This is a genomic window from Nocardioides piscis (assembly GCF_011300215.1).
GTDB lineage: Bacteria > Actinomycetota > Actinomycetes > Propionibacteriales > Nocardioidaceae > Nocardioides > Nocardioides piscis.
On sequence record NZ_CP049866.1, the window covers coordinates 850,036 to 872,684 of the forward strand.

Here is a 22,649-nt window from a genome sequence, read left to right on the forward strand (position 1 = left end):
CAGGTGTGCCGCCTGCCCTCAAGGGCCATCTGACGACGGAGACATGATGCAAGACGACAACCACCTGCCCAGCCCACTCACGATCCACCTGGTCCGAACTGCCGCAGAGAGCGACGATTGGGGTGGGCCGCGTTTCGTGGCTATGAGTCCGCAGTTCGTTGGGCTGGCCGGGGAGTCCCAATCATCCGAGGGAGCCGTCACCGAACTTCTCTGGGAGATCCTGAACTCGCAGAGCCTCGCTCCCGACATGATCGACGCCTTCCGTGGGGCGGGCTACTCGGAAGAAGTGGCCCAGGCTTGGGACGCGCTAGCGAAGGGGGCCAACAACCGTCGCTACCGATACGACCCCCATGCAGCCGTGGAGATCCTGCAGCGGTTTACCACTGGTGGTGTACCCGCGCTTGCCGCCTGCGAGTACCTCGCCATGGGGATTCAGCCGCCACTGGCCATCGCTGCTCACGCCGTTGGCGGCACTCCAGACGAAGCACACTCCTACATTCGTGACTCTGAGACACCCAAGTGGTGGGAGGGGGCCTTCGACGTCGACCCTTGGATCGCCTCCGGTTTTCCCTTCAAGCGAGGGCGGCTCTACGCACATCACTGCTCGGTTGAAGAAGCGCGCGAGTGGGAGGCAGTGGTACTCGCGTGCGGGATCGCCGACGAAGACATCCGGGCCATCCTGCGAGCCAACTTCACACCGGAACTCGCAACTGTTCACGTCGAGACCGCCGGTCAGGATGCCTGGTCGCTCGCAGTTGAGGCGAGGCGGCTCATCGAAGAACGCAACCGTACGCATTGGGCCAATGCGCCATCGCCCGCGGGTACGCACCCTTGGGCAGTCGACGGCTCCGAACCACCGTTCTAGCCGTGAGTGGGCAACTCGAATCCACGCCTCTTTACGCTCTCCGCGTAACAGGCGTAGATTCGAGGCATGCATCCTCCCGCCATCTCCGCATCGAAAGATCGTGTTGCACGGCTCTGGGCATACTTGTATGTCTCGCTGGTCCTTGAGTCCGACGGTTCGTCATCCAAGACTCCCAGCACGGAGCCTTGATTGAGCCCAACGCGTCCCTGCGCCACCACTGACTCGTCGGATGAGCCACGTCGGCTGGTCGAGTCACCAGCAATCGTCGGAAGTACGGCCCGGGACATGGTTCAGACTGCGCTCCTTTGGGACTTCGACAACGTGATCGTCGGCAAGGCGCACCTCCGAGAACTCGCTTCCACGCTTGGCGCGTTGGTCGATTCCGGTGCTCCCCGGATCGCTGCCGCGCACCGCCACCGGTATCTGGCTTACCGGCTACTGCTGTCCGAGCACGGATTCGAGGTGCTCTCGGGTGGCCGACGCGCCTCCGGGGCCGACAGAGAACTCCTGAAGCGAGGACGGCATCTCCTCGGCCTCGGGACCAGAAGGTTCGTAGTGGCAAGCAACGATGGCAGGTTCTCCGCATTGGCCCCACCGGGCGAGCTCCAAGTCGTCACCATGGACCCTCGTCAAGTGAGCCGCCGGCTCGCGCGGGCAGCGATCGACGTGCGCGTGCTGCATATTCCGAATGTTGGCAACCGACCCGAGGGCTGACCGGTGACGCACCGCAAGAAGCCGACGCCACCGAATCGATCGCCGAGTTGGCCGGCCCCCGTTCTACTCGGCGAGACGGTGTGCGATCTCATTGTGGACGAGAGCTCCTTGTGGACGAGTCGACCGCCTCGCGCTTTCTGCGCCGACGCATAGCGCTGCTCGGACTGCACGCGTCCTGCGCACGTGAGGCTGCGCAAACCGACGGCGCTTCTCGTGAGCTCTACTCTGCCGTAGCTGCAGCAAGAAGGAGTCGACCTTGGAGACAGGGTCCCGAACCTGGCTAACCTGAACCTAGCCTTCTCCGCGCGTCGGGTGGGGGCATGGGAGCTTCGATGAGTTCGACTGCGTCCCAGGGGTATGTGCCCTTGAGCAGGCCGATGATCGTGGTCCCCAGGGCGACGGCAATCAGGTCGAGCACTTCGAGGCTCGGCAACCGACGACCCCGCTCAACGTCGCTCAGATAGCTGTAGGAGATGCCGGCTTGCCTCGCACCGTCCGCCAGCGAGACACCAGCAGCTTCGCGGACCTCACGGATGCGCACGCCAAGAGCAACTCGACCCGCATCGATTCGACTAGCCACAACTCAAGACACTATCCGGGCAAACGCCCACTGGGGTTCACCGACAGCAGGGACTGAAGTATCTCCGCCGCCTATGGGGCTCGTCGCATGGAGTATTGAACGGCCAGGCCAGGGAGCTCCTCTGTCTGTGTGTTCAATCCCTCACGGCCCTCCCGGCCCTTTCGGCCCGCGGCCCGTCGGGCTTTCCGATCTCCCAGACGCCGGACGCCGCATAGCGTTCGGAAGATGACCGAACCGCGAATCGAACTGATGCTCGGCATCGTCGTGTCTTGGGACAACGGGTATCGCAACACACTGAGCCGTTCCCCGGCGCCGACTGGCACCCGCGGCGCACCCGGACGGCAACTGGTTACCTCGCGGCGAGCGGCACGCGCAGAGGTCTGTACATGAAAGCGGACCCGTCCCCGTTCATCGAGACGCTGCACGAGGCACTGGTGACGGTGCGCCAGTCGGCCGAGGCCGAGATGGACAAACTCGACATTCAAGGTCTCACCTGGCACGAGGACCACATCACCCAGACGTGCTGGTCAGCTGGCTGGCCGGTTCTGAAGGTCGTCCCCTTCACCCAGCCGCAGGAGGGTGTCGTTGGCGCGGATTGGCTGTGGTGGTGGGTTGATGACAGTTCCGGCGAATGCTTCGGGATGCTCATCCAGGCCAAGCGCCTCAAGCACGAGGGCAGCCGTTGGACGGTTGATGTTCGGTACAGGAATGGGGAGCAGTATCGGGCGTTGTTAGCTGCCGCTGGGTACTTCAAGGTTCCTGCCATCTACACCGTCTACCTTGGCGGCAAGATCTTGCGAGCTGAACGGGACTGTTCGCACTCACCCGAGAGTCCTCCGGAATGCGTCTCGTGCGATCGCTCGGCCATCTCAGTGATCTCTGCGTACGAGCTCTCAGCCACCAGCAGTCCGGCAGACAGCGCTGCCCAGATTCTGGGCGACGGAGTTCCGCTTGAGGACCTGGCCGATCCCGATAGGCCGGCTGGGGACGTCTGGGACCTGAACCGGTCGGACCTGTCCTTCGAGCTGCGCGAGTTCCTATCCCGCCCTCAGGAGGGGCCGAAGGAGGTAGCGAAACGCATCTTCGGAGCCGTGAGTCGGATGCGGGCGCTCCAGTACTCAGTGGACGTTGAAGTGCTCGACTCGACCGACTTCGGGCAGATGTTTCATGACTTGCCGGACGATCAGGGCCACTTTCCAGGTGCGTACTACCCGCACATCCTTGACGGTCTTCGCAAGTCGCTGCCCGCCGGCTTTCAAGCTTTGCGTGATGGTGGAGAACCTCCCGCGGAACTACTCGAACGCCTCGCCGGAGTCGTCTTCATCACGATGGGCTCCCCGACCTCATGAGGTTCCGAGCTGACGCGACACTCCCCGTGGATGCACTGCAGCGGCGCCCGTTAGAAATGTGTTTCAGACGCCTGGTGGTGTGCGGCGGCGGGAACGCCTGAAGTAGAACCAGACGGACCGGTCGCTGTCGCACTCGGCGAGTTTGCCGGCAAGTTCAATGAGCGCGACGACCACGACGACCACGACGACCACGGCGCCCAGCAGGCAGACAATTACTTGCGTCGCCGCGCCAACATCCGGAACGTTGACCCCAGCCATGCGCGCGCCCGACTGTCCAAGGACGAACGTCACGACTGAGGCCGCGACAGGCACCGTCCTGACCATGTGTACTGCTCCTCGAACTCGCTGTGGATATCGACGGTGTCTTGACCGCCGAGGTTGGTGCGGGACGCGGCGGGTGTCGGTCTGACCGCTGAGGAGTTTGTAGACGCTGGTGTCAGTTAGTGTCGCGCGCTGGCCGGTGCCCCTCAGCTCCACAGTTAGAGCACCCGGTGTCAGCGTTCAAGGTGCTTGTCCAAGTCAGCGCGCGCTTACACGAAAGGCAATCAAGATGACCGACGCATTCGCCAAGCACGCTGCCCACCTGCTGAAGGACATCCAGGACGGTCCAATCCGGACAGGCTGGCATTGGCTGAACTACAACTTCACGCCCGGGACTCCCGAATTCGTCTCGGTCGCGCACCCAACCGCCATGGCTCTGGCGGCCGGCGACGCAGTGATGCCGGGGTTCGCTGCAGAGCAAGTGAAGAGGCTGGAGTCTCTCGGTGGGACCGACCGAGACATGGGGCACTACCGCCAGATCATGTCTTGGTACTGCGAGATGCTGGTGATTGGTCACCTGGCGTCCTACCAATGGCCGGCTGAAGTGACGTTCGCCATGGAACCGGTTGTAGGTGAGTCGGAGAAGAACCCCGAGATCCTCATACGTCTTGACGACGTCGGCGCTCTCGGAGTTGAGGTCAAGGCTCCAGACCTAGGGCGGCATCAGCTCAATCGCAAGACGAATGACTGGCAACTGGTCGGTCGAGTCCCCGCAGATCTTGCTGACCTCGATGGTGGGGTGACCTTTCCGAGAGACAACCCGGTGAAGGACTTCCTCATCAGCGCGGACGCCAAGTTCGCCGGGTTCCGGGCGGCCGATCCGGCCTTCCGTTCGGTGCTCGTCATCGTGTGGGACGACTTCGTGAATGAGCCGCTAACCGCGCTGATGGCTCCCGGGTCAGGGCTATTCACCCCGAACTCGTTCTTCCAGAACAACGGGAAACCGGTCGAGTTCCCAAACGTCGACGCCGCACTTCTAGTCCGTCACCAGCATCAGGTGATCGAGGGTCTTGCTGGACGCAAGCTGGGCGATGGACGTCAGCACCTGCTCGACTACGGCCTACCGGGACAGTTCCCTCCACCAGCGTTAGTGACCAACCCGTTCGGCCAGGCGTTGCCAGAAGAGTTTCTTGACTCTCTCCACGCGGTCCCGGCTGAGAAGCTGAGCACTGCCGCCGAGTACAACCCGAGTGAGATCGTCATGTGGTTCGACACCACTCCGAACTAGGTGTCGAGTAACGGCGATGGCTGGCGATCTCGCCAACTAGATGGTCCGGCGCTCCATGATCACGGGCATGGTCGGCGCGATGGACCTCGTCAGCGGCGCGCGCCGGGTGATCGTGCTGACGGAGCACTCTGTCAGGAGCGGCGCCCCGAAGCTGGTGGAGGCGTGCGACCCGCCCTCGGCCGGGCACAGCGTCGTGTCCCGGGCGCATCCGCGGTCATCGCTCCCTCGCATTCAACCGTGTGGCGCCGAGGACACCCCCTTCCGTTGCGGCATTACGCTCATAGCGTATCCTTCTCTTCATGCGATGGCCCGCCGATGACGTAGTTGCGGTGCGGCATCGCGGTACGACGCGTCGAACCTCCACATCTACGTGGACTCGGCTAGCCACGAATGCCGCGCCGCCGTCATGGTCCGATGAACGAGCTCCACTCGTGCCGCAGAAACGGAGCTCGAACGTCCGCGCCGGCCTCTATGCCAGCGGCGCCTCCTCAGCCCTGGTGTCGTGCTGCGAGTGTCGATGTTGGACACACCCTGGACACACTGCACTACCTCGATCTGCGTCAATCTGCCTCGATCTGCTCGCGGCCGCACGTGGCTCTCGCTCGATCAAGCGCGGAATGGGGCTGCAACCTTCTCCCTACGGATCAGAAGGTTTGGGGTTCGAATCCCTACAGGCGCGCAGATCGAGAAGCCGCAGGTCAGCCCGCTGACCTGCGGTTTTCTGTTTCCCGACGGAGCCGCGGAATACCCTGGGGGGTATGCACGTTGTGCCGACGCAGACTACGACAGCGAAGGAGGGCCTCATGGCCACCACCGACCTCAGTGCAGCGAACTTCGAAGCAACCATCACCAGCAACGACATCGTGCTCGTCGACTTCTGGGCGTCCTGGTGCGGCCCATGCCGCATGTTCGCCCCCATCTACGAGAAGGCGTCCCTCGCGAACGCCGACATCGTGTTCGGCAAGGTGGACACCGAGGCCGAGCAGTCCCTCTCGGCCGCCGCGCAGATCACCTCGATCCCCACCCTGATGGCCTTCAAGGGCGGCACACTGGTCTTCTCGCAACCTGGCGCCCTCCCGGCGGCCGCGCTGGACCAGGTCATCGCCGCGGTCCGCGACCTCGACGTCGAGGCCGCTCTCACCGAGCAGCAGCCCGACCAGCCGCGGAGCGCGTGAGGACCGGTCCGATTCGTCCACATACGCCCCACCCTTCCCAAGATCGGTTGAAAATCGGATAATCGGTGCGGAACAGGCGGGACCGGTCACGGTCCCGCGATGGCGGAGAGGTCCTGCATGCTCCACAGCGAGCACAAGGTTGCGGCGTACGACGATGTCGCCGCGCTGGTGGAGCGCGTCGCGGACTTCGTCGCGGAGTCGCTGGCGGATGACGTCCCGGTCGTCACGGTCTGCCGGCCCGCCCTGCGTCGTGCCGTCGACGACCGGCTGGTCGAGCGCGGGGTCGACACCGTCCGGGCGAGCGCGGATGCCGCCTTCCTCGCTCTCGACGCCGAGGAGACCTTGCGGTCGTTCATGGTCGACGGGCGACCCGACCCCGTGCGCTTCGCGCGCCTCGTCGACGACCTGGTGCCGGCTGATGGACGCCCCGTCAACGCCTTCGGCGAGATGGTGGCGGTGCTCTGGGAGCGGGGCGAGGTGATCGCCGCCCTCGAGCTGGAGGCCTTGTGGAACAGCGCCATCGAGGCGCACTCCATCCGCCTGCTGTGCGCGTACCCGTCCACCCTGCTCGCAGGGGCGGACCTGCACGACGTGTCCCGCATGTGCGACCTCCACGACGAGGTCAGCCTCCTCGGCGCACACCCGGACTCCGGTGAGATCCGGGTCGATGCGGACACCGCGACATCCAGCGTGCACCTGCCGGTCCCGGCAGCCGTCGGATCCGCCCGCCGCTTCGTCCGCGACGCCGTGACCACGTGGGGTCTCGCCGACCTCGCGGGCGACGTCGCGCTGATCACTTCCGAGCTCGCCACCAATGCCGTCAAGCACGGCGCCTCCCCCTTCAGGACGACGCTGGTTCGCGCCGATGGCGGCGTGCTGGTCGCGGTCGAGGACGGGTCGAGCGCCTGGCCCGAGCTGCAGGACGCCCTCCCGGGCGACCAGGACGGCCGGGGCATGGCCATCATCGCGACCCTGTCCCGGCGGTCGGGCTGCCAGTCCACGCCCGGCGGCAAGGTCGCGTGGGCCGAGCTGCGCGCCTGAGGGTCCTCAGACCTTCTTCCACTGGTCAGCCACGCGGGCGACGCCGAGCCACTTCACACCCAGCCGCTCGGTGTCGAGCAGCGCGAGGTTGCCGCCCTGGCCGTCGGCGTGCAGCGAGACGATGCGGCACGACCGGCCGTCGTGCTCGATGACGGTCTCGTCGACGAGGTGGTAGTGACCGTGGATGAGCAGGGACGGCTTGACGCCCTCGACGGCCATGGTGAGCACCCGTCGGCCGTGGGCCGCATAGGCGAGCGCTTCCTGTGGCCAGCCCCAGTCGTTGGTCGCGCAGAGCTCGGCGACCCTGGGTGTCCACCACGGCCCCATGGGGCTGTCGTGGGTGAGCATGACGTCGGCCGGACCGGCGGCCGCGACGGCTGCCGCCTCGAGCTCGGTGATCGCTTCCTCCGCCCACCAGTCGTGCCCCTGCGAGCGATACTGGAAGTCCACCGACGGAGCTCCGCCGAGGGAGACGAAGGATCGTCCGTTGAGGGTGAAGCGATGTCCCCGCGGGAGTACGGCGATGTGGTTGGTGAGCCACCCGACCCGGCCGACGGTGTCGCGCTCCTCGATGGGCACCCGGTTGATGTGGCGCCAGTCCTCGTGGTTGCCGGGCGTCACGAGCACCCGCACGCCGAAGTCGGCGCAGACCCGTTCCATTGCATCGAGATAGGCCTCACCGTCGGGGCCCGGCGAGATGCCGAAGTCGCCCGCGTGCAACAGCGTCGTGACGCCGTGGTCGGTGGCGAGACGACGGATGGACGCGCGCGCCCATGTCTGGTTTCCGTGCCAGTCGCCGGCAAGACCGATGCGCTCAGCCATTCGCCAACCCTTCAGTGGTCGGGTGCCGTCACTCAGGCATCCGGCCAGAAACGGCGAGGACTCACCTCAACTAGTTGAATGTGGTCGCTCACCACAGACGCTAGCCGCCAGGAGCGCGCCGCGTGGCGAGTTGACGAGACTGGCACCGGCGGCCGGCTGCTAGCGGCGCACCCCGCGATAGATGCCGCGGCGCACGATCCAGGGCTGCAGGACGCTGTCGAGGCTCCAGCCGGGGAACCTGAACGCGCGGCCGGCGGGGGCGAAGACGCGAAGCCCGTCGGGTTCCACACCCAGCACCGACCCCCACCTCCGGCGGGGCGGCTCGAAGCTGGCGAGCCGACCGCCAGCCAGGTGGGCGCGAATGTTGCGTGCCACCAGTCGGTCGGCGCGGTTGCGAGCCGAGGAGCGGAGCGGGTCGGTGGCGGCGACGTCCCCGACGGCGAAGATCTCCGGGTGGCCCGGCAGCTGCAGGCTCGGTGTGACGACGACGAACCCGCGCTCGTCCAGCAGCCCCGGTGGCAACCAGGCCGTGTTGGGACGGACGCGTCCGATCGCCCAGACCACGGCGTCCGCCGTGCTCGGCGCCTGCCCACTGGCCCAGGACACGGGAGCGTCAGTGACGGCGTCCAGGGCGAACCCCTCCGGCACGACGGCGCGATGGCCGGCTCGGAGCTCGACGCCGGCCGCTGCCAGCCGGGCGCTGACCTGTGTCCAGACACGCCGGGAGTGCTGGGGCAGGGCGGCATCGCCCGGGAAGCACAGCGCCACCCGCGTCGTCGGGAACCGCGTGGCGAGCTGGAAGGCGCTGCTGACGGCGGCCGCCCCGCCGCCGATGACCAGGACCGACCCGGCCGAGGCCAGCCGCTCATGGGCAGCGGCCAGGGACGCCGAGACCTCGTCGGCGGTCTGCACGTCGGGACGGCGCCAGAACCCGTTGGTGACACCCGAGGCCACCACCAGCACGTCGTAGGGCTCGACCTGCTCCACACCATCACTTCGGCGTACGACGACGCGCCGCTCGGCCGGGTCGAGGCCGACGGCCTCCCCGTGGATCAGCCTGGCCCGGTCGAGGCGTCGATAGCGCCCGAACTCCACCCAGTAGTCCCGCGCCCACCGCTGAGGCGTGGCCAGCCGCATCCCGAGCTCCTGGCCGCTGAGGAGCCCGGGCTTGGTCGAGATGCCGACCACGTCGGCGTGACGCGACAGGTGGATGGCGCTCAGCAGACCGGTGTCCCCGACGCCGGCGATCACCACGCGTGGAGGGCTGGAGCTCACCGCGCGCGCCGCGGCGGGCGGGGCAGCAGCATCGGCACGCGGTCGACCACGTCCTGGTAGGCCGGTCGTCGCTCGAGGCTGCGCTCCTCCATCATCGGGATGCTGGCTCCGAGGAACATCGCCACCATCGCCACTGCTCCGACCGGGAGCCACCACCAGTCCCCCGGCGAGGCCGCGATGCCGAAGAGGGCCAAGGAGACCCAGAACGCGATCTCGCCGAGATAGTTGGGGTGCCGGGACCAGGCCCAGAGCCCACGGTCCATCACCTCGCCCGGGCTGCGGGTGCGGACGAACCGATGCATCTGCACGTCGGCCACCAGCTCGAGCACCACAGCGCCGACACCGACGCTCGCCGCGACCAGGTCGAGCCAGCCCAGGTCGCGTCCGGGCCGGGCGACGGCGACATAGACGGGCAGCATCCCGAGGAAGACCTGCAGGGTCGGGAAGACGTGGATGGCGCCCAGGTCGACCCACAGCTCGTAGCGTCCTGCGCGCCCACGCAGGAGCGGGTAGCGCCAGTCCTCGTGGTGCAGCCCGGGGAAGGTCTGCACCCAGTTGGCGGTCAGCCGCACCGCCCAGAGACCGATCACCGTCAGCACGAGCGCGACGCGCACCGGGTCGACGCCGGCGTCGGCTGCGACCCACCAATACACGGCCAGGAAGGGCGGCAGGACGCTCCAGTAGGCGTCATAGAAGCTCGAGTTGTGGTGTGCGCGGCTGGCGGCGAAGACCACCAGCGTCGCGATCAGGTCGGCGACCAGGCCGTCCAGCCACAGCCAGGCCGTGTCTGGACCCACCAGCAGCCAGGCCAGGGCCGCGCCGAGCGCGAGCACGTAGGCGACAAGGACACGCACGAGCGACTCGGTCCGGCTCACGCGTCGCACCCTAGTGGAACGTGTTCTCCCTCGATCCGGATCGCGCCCTCGAGGCCACCACGTGGGGCACCAGCACCAGGAGCACCATCAGCACGGTCAGGACGCCGAGACCGGCCACCGCTGCGACCGTCCGGTCGATCACGACGTCGACGACCAGGAAGGCGCTGCTGGCGAGCAGCAAGGCGATCAGTGCCAGAGCGAGGCCGGTCAGGACGTGCGCCGCCGCCACGATCTGCGGCTTGGCGCCGCCCTGGAACATCAGGCGATGGATGGCCACGGGCGAGAGGATGACTCCGACCGTCAGCAGGGCCAGACCGAGGACGCCGAGATACCACTGCTTCTGGAAGGCGTCGAGGTCGTCGAACCTGGACTGGAAGGGCAACGAGATCAAGAACCCCGCGAGGATCTGGACCCCCGTCTGGCTGACCCTCAGCTCCTGCAGCAGGTCTCCCCAGTTCCGATCGGCCCGCTCGTGCGGCGTCTCGTTCCTGCTGTTCGCGGGCTCGTCGTCCATCCGGCGATCCTAGGAGCGCGTGCAGCCGCGCTCCTCCCCCTGAGGGGGGTGGTCGGAGTCGTGGGCGCCGACCAATAGTGAGGAGCATGGACGAGCAGAGGCAATCACCGACGAGGTTCGGCTACTTCCTCTCCAGCGAGGAATACACCCCCGCACAGCTGGTCGAGCAGGCCAAGCTGGCCCAGGAGGCCGGGTTCGAGGCGCTCTGGATCAGCGACCACTTCCATCCGTGGAACGACGAGCAGGGACAGAGTCCCTTCGTGTGGTCGGTCATCGGCGCGATCGCCGAGGCGACCGACCTGCCGGTCACGACGGCGGTCACGTGTCCGACGTACCGCATCCATCCCGCAGTGATCGCGCAGGCAGCAGCCACCAGCGCCGTCATGCTCGAGGGCCGTTTCACCCTGGGGCTCGGCTCGGGCGAGGCACTCAACGAGCACATCCTCGGCCAGGCCTGGCCGACGGCGCAGAAGCGGCTCGACATGCTCGAGGAGGCGGTCGACGTGATCCGCCAGCTCTTCACCGGTGAGGTGGTGCGACACGAAGGGCGCTACTACACCGTCGACACGGCCCGCATCTACACGCTGCCCGACGAGCCGCCGCCCATCTACATCTCCGGCTTCGGCCCGCACGCCACCGATCTCGCGGCGCGGATCGGCGACGGCTATGTCACCACCTCCCCGGACACCGAGCTGCTCGAGCGCTTCAGGAAGGGCTCGGGCGGCAAGCCGGCCCAGATCGGCCAGAAGGTCAGCTGGGCGGCCACCCGCGACGAGGGCGTCGACATCGCCCATCGCCTGTGGGCCAACAGCGGCCTGCCCGGCGAGCTCGCGCAGGTCCTGCCGTCCCCCCAGCACTTCGAGCAGGCCTCCGAGCTGGTCACGAAGGAGATGACCGCTGACAGCGTGCCCTGCGGCAGCGACGTGGAGACCCATGTGGAGGGCCTGCGCGCCGCCGTCGAGGCCGGCTTCGACGAGGTCTATGTCGCCAACATGGGCCCCAACTACGCCGAGATGATCACGACGTACGGCGCCGAGGTGCTGCCCGCGCTCCGCGAGATCGCGGCCAGCTGATCAACGAAGGAGGACTCATGCCCGCGAAGAAGAAGGATCCAGGTCCGTCCGTCAAGGACCCCGAGCTCTACGAGAAGCTCCGCGACGAGGGCAACAGCAAGGAGAAGTCGGCGCGCATCGCCAACGCGGCGGCCGCGGAGGGCCGTTCCGCGGTCGGCGAACGGGGTGGGCACGCCGGTGACTACGAGGACCGCACGGTCGAGGAGCTGCGCGAACGGGCAGCGGAGCTCGACATCGAGGGACGCTCGTCGATGTCGAAGAGCGAGCTCATCGACGCGCTGCGCAACCACTGAGCGGGCGGCCGTGACGAACGCGGTGGCGTGACCTGGCCACGGTTGTGTCGTTGGTCACGGCACGCAATGCCGCGCGCCCTCGGTGCGCGGCGCCAGCCATCTCTCGGAGGTCCGACCACACCGTGCGACTCAAGACCACTCTCACCATGGGGGCGGCCGCCCTCGCCGCAGCCGCCAGCCTGGCGGCACCCACCATGGCCACCGCCGCGGACGACCGGGCCAACGTGTCCGACTTCCTGGCCTCCGAGCTGACGTCTCTCCCAGCGGGCGCCCGCGCGGCCGTCATGGTGCACGGCGCCACCCTGCAGGACGCGCAGGCAGCTGTGCGTGACGCCGGCATGCGCGCGGTCACGAGCTTCGACAAGATCGGCGTCGTTGTCGCGACCGGCACCACCTCCCAGATCCAGGCAGTGCGCAGCGAGCCCGGCGTGACCTATGTCGAGGGCAACCAGCCGATCGAGTTCTTCTCCGACAGCTCCAACGTCGCCACCCGCGGATTCGAGGCCACACAAACGCTGACCGGCGCGGACGGCACCAGGCTGACCGGCAACGGCGTGAGCGTCGCCGTCATCGACTCCGGCGTCGACCCGACCCACCCCTACTTCAAGCAGGCCGACGGCAGCAGCGCCGTGGTGGCCAACCTGAAGACGGTGTGCGACCCGTTCGAGGCGTTCTGCTCGGTCCAGAAGGTTCCCAGCTCCATCGACACCGACACCCTGTCGGTGGGTGGCCACGGCACCCACGTCAGCGGGATCGTCGCGGGACGACCGACCACGCTGACGAGCGGGAAGAAGCTCCAGGGAGCAGCCCCCGGGGCCAAGCTCGTGTCGGTCTCCACGGGCGCGGGCATCGTGATCATCGGCGCCGACGCCGCGCTCAACTGGGTCCTGGAGAACCACTCGACCCCCTGTGGCGCCGGCGTCCCTGCCACGACCTGCCCGCCGATCAAGGTCACCAACAACTCCTACGGCCCCAGCGGCGGCGGCGAGTTCGACCCGGAGTCGGCGACCGTCAAGCTCCAGCGTGCGCTCGCGGCCGAGGGCGTGGTCACGGTCTGGGCCGCCGGCAACGACGGCGGCAACGGTTCCGAGAGCCTGACCAACCCGCCCGGTCAGGACCCGACCGGCGGCATCATCAGCGTCGCCTCCTACTTCGACCAGAACACCGGGACCCGCGACGGCGTCGTCTCCGACTTCTCCTCGCGCGGTGACGCGGCGCGGACCAGCACCTGGCCCGACGTGTCGGCGCCCGGGGAGGACATCGTGTCGTCGTGCCGCCTCTATCTCGCGATCTGCTCGACCGGCTTCGCTCCCGAGAACGGCCCCGGTCTCCTCGACATCGGCACCTTCAACACGATCTCGGGCACGTCGATGGCCGCACCGCACATCGCCGGCATCGTGGCCCAGCTCTTCCAGGCCAACCCGGGCGCCACCCCGGCCCAGGTCGAGCAGGCGATCACGACCACTGCCCACAAGTACGCCGACGGCGCGGCCTACGTCGACGGCACCTCGTTCGACAAGGGCCACGGCCTGGTCGACGTCGTGGCCGCGGCCGCGGCCGTTCGTTGACGGGGCCCATGACACAGCGGCCGGCGCTCGAGACGGGGGCGTGCGCCGGCCGCTGGCCAACGCCGACCTTCACCCACAGGGGTGTTGGTTGTCATCAGGCGGAAGTGGCAGGTTTGACATAGCCCGTTCGGGCTATTGACGAAGGGAAGCTCATGGGACTCGACGACAAGATCAAGAACAAGACCGAGGATCTCTCCGGGAAGGCCAAGGAGCACACCGGCAAGGCCACCGACGACAAGAGCCTCGAGAACGAGGGCAAGGGCGACCAGATGTCCTCGGACATCAAGCAGGCCGGCGAAAAGGTCAAGGACGCCTTCAAGCACTGACCTTCTCCGTTGTCGCCTTGCGACAACGCCTCACGAGACACCGACTTGCGCAGTTCGGTGTCTCGTTCGGCATTTCCGGACCGAGCAGTCCCGGTGGTGGTGTCGGCACGGCTGTCGGTGCCGGATGACAGGGTGAGGCCATGACCCTGCACGTCCACGTCGCCGAGCGGACCGACGTCCTGGCCGACGGGCTGGCGGACATGCTCGCGACCCCGCTGGCCGACCCGTTCGCGCGCGAGGTCGTCGTCGTGCCGGCGCGCGGCGTGGAGAGGTGGCTCACCCAGCGCCTCTCACACCGGCTCGGCGTCGGGCCGCGGGCCGGCGACGGGGTCTGCGCCGGGGTCGACTTCGTGACTCCCGGCTCCCTGGTCTCGATGCTCCTCGACCGCACGAGCGAAGACCCCTGGCAGCCCGAGCAGCTGGCCTGGCCGCTGCTCGAGACCATCGACTCGGTGATGGGCGCCCCCGGCTTCGCAGACCTGACCGCCCACCTCGGCGGCGGTGACGCAGGTGACGACCGGTCGAACCGACGTTATGCCGTGGCCCGCAGGCTGGCCGGGCTCTTCAGCTCCTATGCCGTCCAGCGCCCCGGCCTCATCGCCGACTGGCGCGAGGGTCGCGACACCGACGGCACGGGCGCGACCCTCGACGGCGACCTGCTGTGGCAGGCCGAGCTGTGGCGACGACTGCTCGGGCGGATCGAAGCCGATCCGCCCGACGTCCGGCACACACAGACCCTCGAGAGGCTGCGCTCCGGTGACGGCGCCGACCTCGACCTCCCGCCACGACTCTCGCTCTTCGGCCACACCAGGCTGCCCGAGACCGAGGTCGCCCTGCTCGAGGCGCTGGCAGCGCTGCGAGACGTCCACCTCTGGCTCCCGCAGGCGTCGGCGACCTTGTGGCGCTCGCTCGAGCCGACCACCCAAGGAGGACCGGTTCCCCGCGCCGACGACAGGTCCGCCGGCCTGGTCGACCATCCGCTGCTCGGATCGCTGGGCCGCGACTCCCGCGAGCTGCGACGCACCCTCGGGCTCAACCCCTCCGAGGCCTTGGCCGACACCTCGCCCCCCGCAGACACCCTGCTCGGCTGGCTCCAGGCCGACCTGCGCGCCAACGCCACCCCGTCGCCCGCCGTCCGGGCCGGCCGCACCCGACGTGACAGCTCCATCCAGATCCACGCGTGTCACGGCGCGGCCCGGCAGGTCGACGTGCTCCGGGAGGTCCTCGTCGGGCTCCTCGCCGACGACCCCAGCCTCGAGCCGCGAGACATCCTGGTCATGTGTCCAGACATCGAGGCCTACGCCCCGCTGATCTCGGCCGGCTTCGGCCTGGCAGACATCACCGACCAGGGGGGTGGCGGCCGGGACGGACACCCGGCCCACCAGCTGCGAGTGCGCCTGGCCGACCGCGCGCTCGGTGCCACCAACCCACTGCTCGGCGTCGCAGCCCAGCTGGTCGAGCTGGTGCACGGCCGGTTGAGTGCCACCCAGGTGCTCGACGTGGCGGGTGCCGAGCCCGTGCGCGCGCGGTTCGGCCTCGGCGACGACGAGCTCGAGCGCATCACCCAGTGGGTCGGCGAAGCGGAGATCCGGTGGGGCTACGACGCCGAGCACCGAGCGCCATACGGACTGGGGAGCCTCGACTCCAACACCTGGGCCGCTGGCCTGCGCCGCGTCCTCCTCGGGGCCGCGATGTCCGGTCTCGACCACCGCCAGGTCGGTGGCGCCCTGCCGGTCGACGACGTCAGCGACAGCGACCTCGAGACGGCCGGCCGGTTCGCCGAGCTCATCGACCGGCTCCACACGTTCCTCGCCGCGGCCGAGGCCGCGCGCACCGTGACCGACTGGACCTCGGCGCTCGCCAGCGGCGTCCACGCGTTGACGTGGACACCTCCGTCGGAGGTATGGCAGGTGGCGCAGCTCGACCGGGAGCTCTCCCGGATCTCGGCGGGGGCTGCCGACCGCGACACCCTGCTGAGACAGTCCGACGTCCGCGCGCTGCTCCAGCAGCGCCTGCGGGGTCGGCCCACCCGGTCCAACTTCCGCACCGGCACGCTCACCGTCTGCACCATGGTGCCGATGCGGTCGGTCCCCCACCGGGTGGTGTGCCTGGTCGGGCTCGACGACGGCGTCTTCCCGCGCGCGACGACCATCGACGGCGACGACGTGCTGGCCCGTCGTCCGCGCACGGGCGAGCGCGACGCACGCTCGGAGGACCGCCAGCTGTTGCTCGACGCCATCGGGGCGGCGACCGAGACCCTGGTGATCACCTACACCGGCCGCGGCGAGCACAACGGCGCCGAACGCCCGCCGGCCGTGCCCCTCGGCGAGCTGATCGACGCCCTCGACCGCACGGCCGCCGCGCCGGTGCGCGACCACGTCGTGACCCACCACCCGCTGCAGCCCTTCGACGAGTCCAACCTGGTCCCCGGCAGGCTGCGGGGCACCACTCCCTTCACCTTCGACCGTTCGGCACTGGCCGGCGCCCGGGCCGCGCGCCGCGAACGGGTGGCCGTGCGCGAGCTCGTGCCGACGCCGCTCGCCCCACCCGTGCCGACCGCGACCGACGTCTCGCTCGCCGACCTCCACGACTTCTTCCGCCACCCGGTCCAGGGCTTCCTGCGCCGGCGGCTCCGCGTGACCAAGCCGGCCGACGCGAGTGAGGTCAAGGACTCGATCCCGATCATGCTCGACAACCTCGAGCAGTGGGCGGTGGGCGACCATCTCGCCACGGCCGTGCTCGGCGGAGCCGACGCAGGCGCCGTCTTCGAGGCGCTGCGCGTGAGCGGTCAGCTGCCCCCCGGAGCGCTCGGGCGTGCAGTGCTGGAGGACATCAAGAAGAAGGCCGGACCCCTCGTGCTCGCTGCGCGCGCCCTCCAGGTCGGTCCCGTTCGCACACTCGACCTCGACATCGACCTGGGCGACCGGCGGCTGACCGGCACCGTCGGTGACGTCTTCGGCAACAACCTGGTCGCGGTGTCGTTCTCCAACCTCGGGGCCAAGCACCGGCTGGCGGCCTGGCTCGACTCGCTGGCGCTCGCCGCGGCACACCCCGACGAGAACTGGACCGCCCACACCATCGGCAAGCACCGCTCCGGTGGTCAGATCGCGATGATCCGGCCCCTGCCCCAGCACGAGGCGCGTGACTGGCTGCGCGACCTCGTCGCGATCTACGAGGCCGGCCTGTGCGAGCCGCTGCCCCTGCCGGTCAAGACGTCGCTGGCGTGGGCAGAGGAGTTCCGGCGCGTCCAGTCCGGCACCGACGGCGACCCCGACGCCAAGGCCCGCGCCGAGTGGGAGACCCCGCGCTTCAACGACTCCGGCTTCCCCAAGGAGGACGCCGACGTCTGGCACGTCCGGGCCTTCGGCCACCACGGCGACTACGCGCTGCTGGCCGCCCCGCTGCGTCCCCACGAGACCGGCCCGGCTCCGCACCGCCTCGGCCACTACGCCTGCCGGTTGTGGTCACCGCTCATCGGCAGCGGCGACACTGCGGGCACTGAACAGATCCGGGGCATCTGATGCTGGAGACCTTCGACATCACCCGCGACCTCGAGCCGGGCATCACCCTGCTCGAGGCGAGCGCCGGGACGGGCAAGACCTGGACCATCGCAGCCCTGGTCACCAAGCACGTCGCTGACGGCAGCTTCACCCTCGACGAGATGCTGGTCGTGACCTTCACGAGAGCGGCGAGCCAGGAGCTGCGCGAACGCTGTCGTCGACAGCTCGACGAGGCGGTCGAGGTGCTCGCGGACGAGGGGGTCCGCGAGGCCGACAACCGGCTCCACGACTGGCTCCTCGACGCTGACGCGGCCACGCTCGAGGACCGTCGGCGACGGCTCACCGCGGCGCTGGTCTCCTTCGACGGCGCCACCATCGCGACCATCCACCAGTTCTGCCAGCAGGTCCTGCGGAGCCTGGGGGTGGCGGGCGACACCGACGCCGACGCCACCCTGGTCGAGGACCTCGAGGACCTGACCGGTGAGGTCGTGGACGACCTCTATCTCGCCCGCTTCGGCGGCGACGAACGGCCCCCCTGGACGCGCGACCAGGCCCTGCAGCTGGCGCGGGCCGTCGTCGGCGACCCACGCGCCGCGATCGAGCCCCTCGAGGTCCTCGAGCAGGCCCCCGACTCGACGCCCGCGATGCGGGTGGGTTTCGCCCGCGAGGTGCTCGTCGAGGTCCAGCGCCGCAAGCGCCGACTCGGCGTGCTCAGCTATGACGACCTGCTCGGCCAGCTCGCCGACGCACTCGAGGCGACGACTGCCCCAGCCCGCGCGCGCATGCGGGCCCGCTGGAAGTTCGTGCTGATCGACGAGTTCCAAGACACCGACCCCGTCCAGTGGCAGGTCTTCCAGCGCGCCTTCGCCGACACCACCACGATGGTGCTGATCGGAGACCCCAAGCAGGCCATCTATGCGTTCCGCGGCGGTGACATCGTCACCTATCTCGAGGCCCGGGCAGCCGCCGACGTCACCCAGACGCTCGGGGTCAACTGGCGCTGCGACAAGCCCCTGCTCGACTCTCTCCAGGCGATGCTGGAGGGCGCGGCCCTCGGCGACCCCCGCATCGTGGTCCACCCGGTCGAAGCACGGCACCCCGAGTCCAGGCTGGTCGGCGCGGGCGAGCCGTTCCGGCTGCGGGTCGTGCGCCGTCACGAGCTGGGGAAGGGCCCGAGGTCCAAGCCGCCCGTGGCTGTGTGGCGCGACCACGTCATCACCGACACCGCCCACGACATCAAGAGGCTCATCGGCTCCGGCGCGACCTTCGAGGGGAGAGACCTCGTCCCCGGCGACATCGCCGTCCTGGCTGCGCGCCGCAACGAGCTCGAGGCGACACAGGTCGCGCTCGCGGCGGTCGGCGTGCCGTCGGTGATCAATGCCGGCGGCTCCGTCTTCCACACCGAGGCCGCCACCGAGTGGCTGACCCTGCTCGAGGCGCTGGAGCAGCCCCACCGTGCCGACCGGGTCCGGGCCGTGGCGCTGACCTCCTTCTTCGGCCACACGGCAGCCGGGCTCGACACCGGTGGCGACGAGCTCACCGACGACCTGGCCGACCAGGTCCGCACCCTCACCGACGTCCTGACCACCCGCGGGGTCGCGGCCGTGCTCGAGGTCACCGTGGTCGCCGGCCTGACGGCTCGGGTCCTGGCCCGTGTGGGGGCGAGCGGACCCTCACCGACATCCGTCACATCGGCGAGGCCCTGCACAGGGTCAGCGTCGAGGAGCGGCTCGGCATCGTCGGCCTGCTCGGCTGGCTGCGCGAGCAGATGGCCGACGACAAGCTGGAGGTCGCCTCCGAGCGGACGCGGCGTCTCGACTCGGACGCCGCGGCGGTGCAGCTCGTGACGATCCACGGCAGCAAGGGCCTGCAATACCCGGTCGTCTACCTCCCGACGCTGTGGAACCGCTACGTCGGCCGGGATCCCGAGATCCCGCTGTTCCACGACGAGGCCGGACGGCGTTGTCTCGACGTGGGCGGGCCGAGCCCGTTCCACCGCGAGGCCGTCGCCCGCTATCGCCGGGAGGACGCCGGCGAGTCGCTGCGCCTGCTCTACGTCGCGCTGACCCGCGCCCAGTCGCAGGTCGTTGCCTGGTATTCCGCTGCCGAGCACAACACGCCTGCCTCTCCCCTGCACCGGATGCTGTTCGGGCGCCGGCCGGGCGCCGACGTGGTGCCCGACGAGCAGGCCCTGGTCGCCGAGGACCGACTCCCCGAGATCCTCGGCCACTGGCGAGAGGCGGGCGGGCCCAGCCTCGAGCTCGCGACACTCGTGCCGCCAGACCCGGCGCCATTGACCCGCTCCACCGACGAGCTCGCGGTCCGCGCCTTCACCCGCGTGGTCGACACGGCGTGGCGCCGTACGTCCTACTCCTCATTGTCAGCGGCCTCGCTGGCGCACGCCCACGACGCCGGCCTCGCTCCGCTCTCGGAGCCGGAGGAGGTGCCGGAGGTCGAGGACGCCGAGTCCCTCTTCGCCGCCGATGCCCCTGATCCGGCGGAGCTGGCAACGACCGCCGTCGCCTCACCGATGGCCGAGCTGCCGGTCGGAGCCACGTTCGGCTCGCTGGTCCACGCCGTGCTGGAGCACGCCGACCCGGCGGCCGTCGACTTCCGTGCCGAGCTCCTCGGCCACATCCACGAGCAGCTCGTGTGGTGGCCCGTCGAGATCGACCCCGAGCACCTCGCCGACGCGCTCGTCGAGGTGTGCTCGAGCCCGCTGGGACCGCTGGCCGGCGATCGCACCCTGCTGGAGATCGGCCTGCCCGACCGCCTGCGCGAGCTCGACTTCGAGCTGCCACTGGCGGGTGGGGACGACGTGTCCTACCCCGTCCACAAGGTCAGGCTCGGCGACCTCGCGCCCCTGCTCCGGCGACACCTGCCCGACTCGGACCCGGTCCGGACCTATGCAGACGGCCTGGACGCCGACGCCGACCTGGCCGCCCAGCCACTCCTCGGCTATCTCACCGGTTCGATCGACGTCGTGCTTCGGGTCGACGTCGACGGAGCCCAGCGCTTCGTCACGGTCGACTACAAGACCAACTGGCTCGGCGACCTCGACGCTCCGCTGACCTCCCACGACTACCGTCCAGCGGTGCTCGACGAGGCGATGGCCAGCTCCGACTACCCGCTGCAGGCGCTCCTCTACACCGTCGTGCTCCACCGGTTCCTGCGGTGGCGGCTGCCCGGATATGACCCTGCGGTCCACCTCGGTGGGGTCCTCTACCTCTACCTCCGTGGGATGTGCGGACCGGACACGCCGCGCGACGACGGCGCTCCCTGCGGCATCTTCGCCTGGCGTCCGCCTGTCGCGCTGGTCGAGGACCTCTCGGCCCTGCTCGACGGAGCGCTGCAGGGGGCGTCCGCATGAGCGACCTCTTCGAACCCACCGACGCGCACGACCGTGACCTGGCCCTGCGCGCTCCGGCACCGCTCGACGCCTTCAACGCCGCCGGCGTCATCACCGCGGCCGACATCCACGTCGCCACCACGGTCGGGCGCCTGGGCGGCGAGAGCGACCCGGACGTGTTGCTCGCGGTCGCGCTGGCGGTGCGCGCCGTACGCCACGGATCGGTGTGCCTGGAGCTGGCCCACGTCGCCACCCTGCTCGACGACCTGGGCCTGCCCTGGCCCGCCGCCGACCAGTGGGGAGCCGCGATCGAGCGCAGTCCGCTGGTGGGCCTGGGAGTGCTGCACTGGGAGCACGGCCTGCTCTATCTCGACCGCTACCACGAGCAGGAGACCCAGGTGCTCGACGACCTGGCTGCGCGGGCAAGCACCAGGCCGGGCCTCGACGCGGAGCTGCTCGCGGCCTCCCTGGCGCGGGTGTTCCCCGACGAGGGATATGCCGAGCAGCGCGACGCGTGTGCCCACGCGGCAGGTGCGTGGACCAGCGTCATCACCGGTGGTCCCGGCACCGGCAAGACCACGGCCGTCGCGGGCCTCCTCGTCGCGCTGCACGAGCAGGCGCAGGCCCGCGGCGAGCACCTCCGCATCGCCCTGGCTGCTCCGACCGGCAAGGCCGCGGCCCGGCTGGAGCAGGCGGTGCGCGACCGGGCCGCAGAGTTCAGCGACGCCGACCGCGCCCGGCTGGCCGACGTCAGCGCGATGACGCTGCACCGCCTGCTGCGCCAGCACCCCGGCAACCGCACCCGCTTCCGCCACCACCGCGGCAACCGGCTGCCCCACGACCTCGTCGTGGTCGACGAGACGTCGATGGTCTCGCTGACGATGATGGCCAGGCTCCTGGAGGCGGTGCGTCCCGACGCCCGACTCGTCTTCGTGGGCGACCCCGACCAGCTCTCGTCGGTCGACGCCGGTGCGGTGCTGACAGACCTGGTGCGCGGCTATGAGTCCCGGCCGGACTCCCCCGTCGCAGCCCTGGCCACCACCCGCCGCTTCGGGGCGGAGATCGCCGCCCTCGCCGACGCGCTGCGCGTCGGCAACGCCGACGCGGCCATCGAGGTCCTGCGAGCCGGCGGGCAGGCGATCGAGTGGGTCACCGACACCGACCCTGCCTCAGCGATCCGGGCCACCGCCCTGCCGGCGGCGCTGGCCGTGCGCGACGCAGCCTCGGCCGGTGACGGCGTCAAGGCACTGGCCGCGCTCGACCGGCACCGCCTCCTCTGCGCCCACCGCGACGGACCCTTCGGCGTGCGTCACTGGAACCGCCGTATCGAGCAGTGGCTCACCGCCGAGACCGGTGACCCGCTCCACGAGGCGGCCTATCTCGGCCGTCCGATCCTGGTCACGGCCAACGACTATGCGCTGCGCGTCTTCAACGGCGACACCGGCGTCATCCTCGACACCCCGGCGGGACGGCGGGTCGCGGTCTCGACCGGCAGCGACCCGCTCATCCTCGCTCCGTCACGGCTGGGCGACGTGGAGACGATGCACGCGATGACGATCCACAAGAGCCAGGGCAGCCAGGCCGACGTGGTCACGGTGCTTCTTCCCGACCAGGAGTCCCGGCTGCTGACGCGCGAGCTGTTCTACACCGCCGTCACCCGGGCGCGGTCCAAGGTCCGCATCATCGGGCCAGAGGTTGCCGTGCGGGCGGCGATCGAACGCCAGGCCCAGCGCGCCAGCGGGCTGCGGGCGCGGCTGGCCACCCACCGCTAGCCTGTCGTC

Annotated in this window: 20 protein-coding genes; 14 read left to right on the top strand and 6 right to left on the bottom strand. The window is 69.4% G+C overall.

Features of this window, described 5'->3' with window-relative positions; all coding sequences use genetic code 11:
• The first annotated feature begins 43 nt into the window (after positions 1–43).
• On the top strand, positions 44–865 hold the full coding sequence (locus G7071_RS04225; RefSeq protein ID WP_166315280.1) for a hypothetical protein: 822 nt from the start codon (positions 44–46) through the stop codon (positions 863–865).
• Positions 866–1,150: 285 nt separating this feature from the next.
• Complete coding sequence (locus G7071_RS04230) at positions 1,151–1,579, top strand: hypothetical protein (RefSeq protein WP_166315283.1); 429 nt, start codon at positions 1,151–1,153, stop codon at positions 1,577–1,579.
• A gap of 280 nt (positions 1,580–1,859) precedes the next feature.
• On the opposite strand, the gene G7071_RS04235 is transcribed toward G7071_RS04230, so the two are convergent.
• The gene (locus tag G7071_RS04235) at positions 1,860–2,120 is read right to left on the bottom strand and encodes a helix-turn-helix domain-containing protein (protein ID WP_166315286.1); all 261 of its coding nucleotides are present in this window, start codon (positions 2,118–2,120) and stop codon (positions 1,860–1,862) included.
• 425 nt (positions 2,121–2,545) lie between these two features.
• Here G7071_RS04235 and G7071_RS04240 point away from each other — a divergent pair, with 425 nt between their 5' ends.
• The gene (locus tag G7071_RS04240) at positions 2,546–3,508 is read left to right on the top strand and encodes a DUF6615 family protein (RefSeq protein WP_166315289.1); all 963 of its coding nucleotides are present in this window, start codon (positions 2,546–2,548) and stop codon (positions 3,506–3,508) included.
• 63 nt (positions 3,509–3,571) lie between these two features.
• Here G7071_RS04240 and G7071_RS04245 read toward each other — a convergent pair whose 3' ends face one another.
• Positions 3,572–3,832 (bottom strand): hypothetical protein, encoded by a 261-nt coding sequence (locus G7071_RS04245; protein WP_166315292.1) that lies wholly within the window; start codon positions 3,830–3,832, stop codon positions 3,572–3,574.
• A gap of 226 nt (positions 3,833–4,058) precedes the next feature.
• On the opposite strand from G7071_RS04245, the gene G7071_RS04250 reads away from it, so the two are divergent.
• The 3 genes from G7071_RS04250 to G7071_RS04260 all read left to right on the top strand — a co-directional run bounded on the left by G7071_RS04250 (position 4,059) and on the right by G7071_RS04260 (position 7,273).
• On the top strand, positions 4,059–5,057 hold the full coding sequence (locus G7071_RS04250; RefSeq protein WP_166315295.1) for a hypothetical protein: 999 nt from the start codon (positions 4,059–4,061) through the stop codon (positions 5,055–5,057).
• An 803-nt stretch (positions 5,058–5,860) separates the two neighbouring features.
• Entirely contained in the window at positions 5,861–6,232 is a 372-nt protein-coding gene (gene trxA / locus G7071_RS04255) for a thioredoxin (protein ID WP_166315298.1), read from the top strand.
• A gap of 99 nt (positions 6,233–6,331) precedes the next feature.
• Positions 6,332–7,273: an MEDS domain-containing protein gene (locus G7071_RS04260; RefSeq protein ID WP_166315301.1), complete on the top strand. Its 942-nt coding sequence runs from the start codon at positions 6,332–6,334 to the stop codon at positions 7,271–7,273.
• Between the two features lie 6 nt (positions 7,274–7,279).
• Here G7071_RS04260 and G7071_RS04265 read toward each other — a convergent pair whose 3' ends face one another.
• The 4 genes from G7071_RS04265 to G7071_RS04280 all read right to left on the bottom strand — a co-directional run bounded on the left by G7071_RS04265 (position 7,280) and on the right by G7071_RS04280 (position 10,759).
• Positions 7,280–8,095, bottom strand: coding sequence for a metallophosphoesterase family protein (locus G7071_RS04265; protein ID WP_166315304.1), 816 nt, complete (start codon positions 8,093–8,095; stop codon positions 7,280–7,282).
• A 159-nt stretch (positions 8,096–8,254) separates the two neighbouring features.
• Complete coding sequence (locus G7071_RS04270) at positions 8,255–9,370, bottom strand: FAD-dependent oxidoreductase (RefSeq protein ID WP_166315307.1); 1,116 nt, start codon at positions 9,368–9,370, stop codon at positions 8,255–8,257.
• Entirely contained in the window at positions 9,367–10,245 is an 879-nt protein-coding gene (locus G7071_RS04275) for a DUF1295 domain-containing protein (RefSeq protein ID WP_166315310.1), read from the bottom strand. Before G7071_RS04275 ends, G7071_RS04270 begins: the two co-directional genes overlap by 4 nt.
• Positions 10,246–10,255: 10 nt before the next feature.
• A complete protein-coding gene (locus tag G7071_RS04280) occupies positions 10,256–10,759 on the bottom strand; it encodes a DUF6328 family protein (protein ID WP_166315313.1) in 504 nt (167 codons plus the stop codon).
• A gap of 86 nt (positions 10,760–10,845) precedes the next feature.
• Between G7071_RS04280 and G7071_RS04285 the strand changes: the two genes are divergently transcribed.
• The 8 genes from G7071_RS04285 (at position 10,846) to recD (ending at position 22,640) form a co-directional block, all read left to right on the top strand.
• Positions 10,846–11,832 carry a TIGR03557 family F420-dependent LLM class oxidoreductase gene (locus G7071_RS04285; protein ID WP_166315316.1) on the top strand — a complete coding sequence of 329 codons (987 nt, stop codon included), beginning with the start codon at positions 10,846–10,848 and terminating at the stop codon, positions 11,830–11,832.
• Positions 11,833–11,849: 17 nt separating this feature from the next.
• Entirely contained in the window at positions 11,850–12,125 is a 276-nt protein-coding gene (locus G7071_RS04290; protein ID WP_166315319.1) for a DUF7218 family protein, read from the top strand.
• Between the two features lie 122 nt (positions 12,126–12,247).
• Positions 12,248–13,693 (top strand): S8 family peptidase, encoded by a 1,446-nt coding sequence (locus G7071_RS04295; RefSeq protein ID WP_246210363.1) that lies wholly within the window; start codon positions 12,248–12,250, stop codon positions 13,691–13,693.
• A 152-nt stretch (positions 13,694–13,845) separates the two neighbouring features.
• Positions 13,846–14,019 carry a CsbD family protein gene (locus tag G7071_RS04300; RefSeq protein WP_166315322.1) on the top strand — a complete coding sequence of 58 codons (174 nt, stop codon included), beginning with the start codon at positions 13,846–13,848 and terminating at the stop codon, positions 14,017–14,019.
• A 140-nt stretch (positions 14,020–14,159) separates the two neighbouring features.
• The gene (gene recC, locus G7071_RS04305; RefSeq protein ID WP_166315325.1) at positions 14,160–17,540 is read left to right on the top strand and encodes an exodeoxyribonuclease V subunit gamma; all 3,381 of its coding nucleotides are present in this window, start codon (positions 14,160–14,162) and stop codon (positions 17,538–17,540) included.
• Positions 17,540–19,366, top strand: a complete 1,827-nt coding sequence (locus tag G7071_RS18985; protein WP_246210364.1) for a UvrD-helicase domain-containing protein — start codon at positions 17,540–17,542, stop codon at positions 19,364–19,366. Before recC ends, G7071_RS18985 begins: the two co-directional genes overlap by 1 nt.
• On the top strand, positions 19,288–20,889 hold the full coding sequence (locus G7071_RS18990; RefSeq protein WP_246210365.1) for a 3'-5' exonuclease: 1,602 nt from the start codon (positions 19,288–19,290) through the stop codon (positions 20,887–20,889). The genes G7071_RS18985 and G7071_RS18990 overlap by 79 nt, the downstream gene beginning before the upstream one ends.
• Entirely contained in the window at positions 20,886–22,640 is a 1,755-nt protein-coding gene (gene recD, locus G7071_RS04315; protein ID WP_166315328.1) for an exodeoxyribonuclease V subunit alpha, read from the top strand. The genes G7071_RS18990 and recD overlap by 4 nt, the downstream gene beginning before the upstream one ends.
• The last annotated feature ends 9 nt before the right edge of the window (positions 22,641–22,649 follow it).